Here is a 2,733-nt window from a genome sequence, read left to right as displayed (position 1 = left end):
CGGCACGCGCGGATCGGCCGTCGGCGCGATCGGCTGAGGCGACCTCCCGCCCGCGCTGGCCGGCCGGACCGGACATGATCGCCCGCCGCCGCTTCCGGGAAGATGACGGGACTATTCACGTGACGCCCGCCCCCTCCCCCTCTACGGTCGCGCCGTTCCCATGCCCGCCATCGACCGCTACCTAGCCCGGCTCATCGCGATCCCGCTCGTGTCGACGCTGGTGATCGCGATCATGCTGTTCGTGCTCGATCGCATGCTGAAGCTGTTTGATTTCGTCGCCACGGAAGGCGGGCCCGTCGCGGTGGTGTGGCGCATGCTCGCCAACCTGCTGCCCGAATATCTGGGGCTGGGCATTCCGATCGGCCTGCTGCTCGGCATCCTGCTCGCCTTTCGCAAGATCGCGACGTCGAGCGAGCTGGACGTGATGCGTGGCGTCGGCATGAGCTACGCCCGGATGCTGCGCGTGCCCTATGCCTATGCGATCGTGCTCGCGGTCGCGAACTTCATGATCGTGGGCTATGTTCAGCCCCGCGCGCGGTACAATTACGAAGGGCTGCGCTTCGAGCTGCGCACCGGCGCGCTCGGCGCGGCGATCAAGGTCGGCGACTTCACGCAATTCGGCGACAAGATGACGATGCGCGTCGAACGGTCCGAGCAGAAGGGCCGGCATCTGCAGGGCATCTTCGTTCGCCAGCAATCCGCGCCCGACAAATGGGTGTCCGTCACCGCGCAGGCGGGCGAGTTCCTGGCGACGGACGATCCCGACACGATCATCCTGCGGCTGACCGACGGCACGCTGATCCACAACGATCCGAAGTTCGTGACGCCGCGCGTGCTCACCTTCACCAGCCACGACCTGCCGATCCCGCTGCCCAAATACGAAAGCTTCCGCACCCGTGGCAGCGGCAGCAACAAGAACATGGAGTCGACGCTACCGGAGCTCGCCAAGCTGGGGCATCATGCCGCGTCGAGCGTCGATCGGCTGGACAGCCGCGCCGAGTTCCACTTCCGGTTGGCGGAGCTGGCGACGATGTTCCTGCTGCCGCTGCTCGCCGTCGCGCTGGGCGTGCCGCCGAAGCGCTCCACCTCGGCGCTGGGCGTGTTCGTGTCGGTGGTGATGATCGTGACCTATCACAAGATCAACCAATACGCCGCCGACGTCGCCGAGAAGGGCCATATCGACCCGATCATCGCGCTGTGGGTGCCGTTCGCGCTGTTCGCCGCGCTGGTGATATGGCTGTTCTACCAGATCGCCTATGTCCCCGGCGGCCAGCCGATCGCGGCGTTGGAGCGGGTGTTCGGCGGACTGGGCAAGCGGCTGCGTCGCCTGCTGCCCGGGCCAGCGCGCAAGGCCGCCGCCTGATGTCGAGCTTCTTCCCGTCGCGCACGGTGGCGGTGTACATGGTGCGGCTGTTCCTGACGCGGACGTTCGGCATCCTGGCGATGCTGGTGCTGGTCCTCCAGGCGCTCGACCTGCTGACCGAGTCCTCGAAGATCCTGGTCGTCCCGGGCAACGGGCAGGCCGCCGTGCTCCATTATGTCGGGCTGCGCGCGCCGCAGCTGGTCGCGCGTTTCCTGCCCTTCGCCGTGCTGCTCGGCACGATCCTGACGCTGTTGCAGATGAACCAGAACTCGGAGGTGATCGCGCTCAAGGCGGCCGGCCTGTCCGCGCACCAGGTGCTGGCGCCGCTGCTGGTCGCGAGCCTGGGCGTCGCGGTGCTCCAGTTCGCGTTCAACGAGGCGGTGGTGGCGCCGGGCACGGCGACGCTCGATCGGTGGCAGAAGGTCGACTATGCGCGCTTGGCGCCCGATCGCGGTGGCCGCACCAACGTCTGGGTGCGCGACGGCGACGATTTGATCGAGGCGGCGGACGTGTCGGGGCGCGGGATGGGCGCACGGCTGGGCGGCGTGACCCTGTACGACCGGACCGGCGGCAACCTGATCGCGATCGTCCGCGCGGCCACCGGGCGGCCCGGCGACGGCGGCTGGCGGATCGGCCCGGCGATGCGGTTCGAGGTGGGCAGCGGCAAGGTGACCGCACTCGGCGAGATCACTGTAGCGCGCGGCGTGCGGCCGGACCAGTTCACGCTGGGCAGCGTCGACGCGGACGGGCTGACCTTCACCGGGCTGCGCGCCGCGATCAGCGACCTGCGCGACGCGGGGCGGCCGACCAAATCGCTGGAGGGCACGTTGTGGCACAAGCTGTCCGGGCCGCTGTCGTCGGTGCTGATGCCGCTGCTGGGCGCGGTCGCGGCGTTCGGCCTTGCCCGCTCGGGCCAGCTGTTCGTGCGCGCGGTGCTGGGGATGGCGCTGGGCTTCGCCTATTTCGTCGCCGACAATTTCGCGCTGGCGATGGGCAATCTCGGCGCCTACCCGCCCTTCCTCGCCGCCTGGGCGCCGTTCCTGCTGTTCTTCCTGATCGGCGAGACGGTGCTGATCCGGACGGAGGAATAGGTCAGCGGCCGAGCACGGTGTCGATGCCGGCGAAGACCTTAGTCAGGCGGTTGCGGGGTATGCGACCCATGTGGTCACGCAGCTGCCGCCGATCGATTGCCGTCAATTGCGAGACGTTCGCCACGGAAGCCAGGTCGAGACCCGTTTCAATCGGAGGAAGCAGCACATTGCCCGGCGCGTTTGCCCATTTGACGTTGCCGGTTAGACTCTGATCCATCTAAGCTGAAGCGTAGCCGCTGTTGCGGAGGTAGTTAGCGCATTCGTGTGGTGGGAAGGCAT

General features: G+C 67.9%; 3 protein-coding genes. 2 read left to right on the top strand and 1 reads right to left on the bottom strand.

Annotation, left to right across the window (positions count from 1 at the left end):
- The first annotated feature begins 160 nt into the window (after window positions 1–160).
- Together lptF and lptG are read left to right on the top strand one after the other, a co-directional pair.
- Window positions 161–1,363, top strand: a complete 1,203-nt coding sequence (gene lptF / locus HUU95_RS13505) for an LPS export ABC transporter permease LptF (RefSeq protein WP_174280577.1) — start codon at window positions 161–163, stop codon at window positions 1,361–1,363.
- On the top strand, window positions 1,363–2,454 hold the full coding sequence (lptG, locus tag HUU95_RS13500; protein ID WP_174280576.1) for an LPS export ABC transporter permease LptG: 1,092 nt from the start codon (window positions 1,363–1,365) through the stop codon (window positions 2,452–2,454). Before lptF ends, lptG begins: the two co-directional genes overlap by 1 nt.
- Before the next feature lies 1 nt (window position 2,455).
- On the opposite strand, the gene HUU95_RS13495 is transcribed toward lptG, so the two are convergent.
- Window positions 2,456–2,671 (bottom strand): type II toxin-antitoxin system PemK/MazF family toxin, encoded by a 216-nt coding sequence (locus HUU95_RS13495; RefSeq protein WP_174280575.1) that lies wholly within the window; start codon window positions 2,669–2,671, stop codon window positions 2,456–2,458.
- Between the last annotated feature and the right edge of the window lie 62 nt (window positions 2,672–2,733).

Source organism: Sphingomonas bacterium (assembly GCF_903643065.1).
In the GTDB taxonomy this organism is placed as follows: domain Bacteria; phylum Pseudomonadota; class Alphaproteobacteria; order Sphingomonadales; family Sphingomonadaceae; genus Sphingomonas.
Note: the sequence above shows the minus strand (reverse complement) of the source record. Positions and strands in the feature narration are given on the sequence as shown.

Excerpts from the sequence above, each read along its gene's own strand:
- lptG (WP_174280576.1), top strand. The coding sequence starts at position 1,363 with ATGTCGAGCTTCTTCCCGTCGCGCACGGTGGCGGTGTACATGGTGCGG.
- HUU95_RS13495 (WP_174280575.1), bottom strand. The coding sequence starts at position 2,671 with ATGGATCAGAGTCTAACCGGCAACGTCAAATGGGCAAACGCGCCGGGC.
- lptF (WP_174280577.1), top strand. The coding sequence starts at position 161 with ATGCCCGCCATCGACCGCTACCTAGCCCGGCTCATCGCGATCCCGCTC.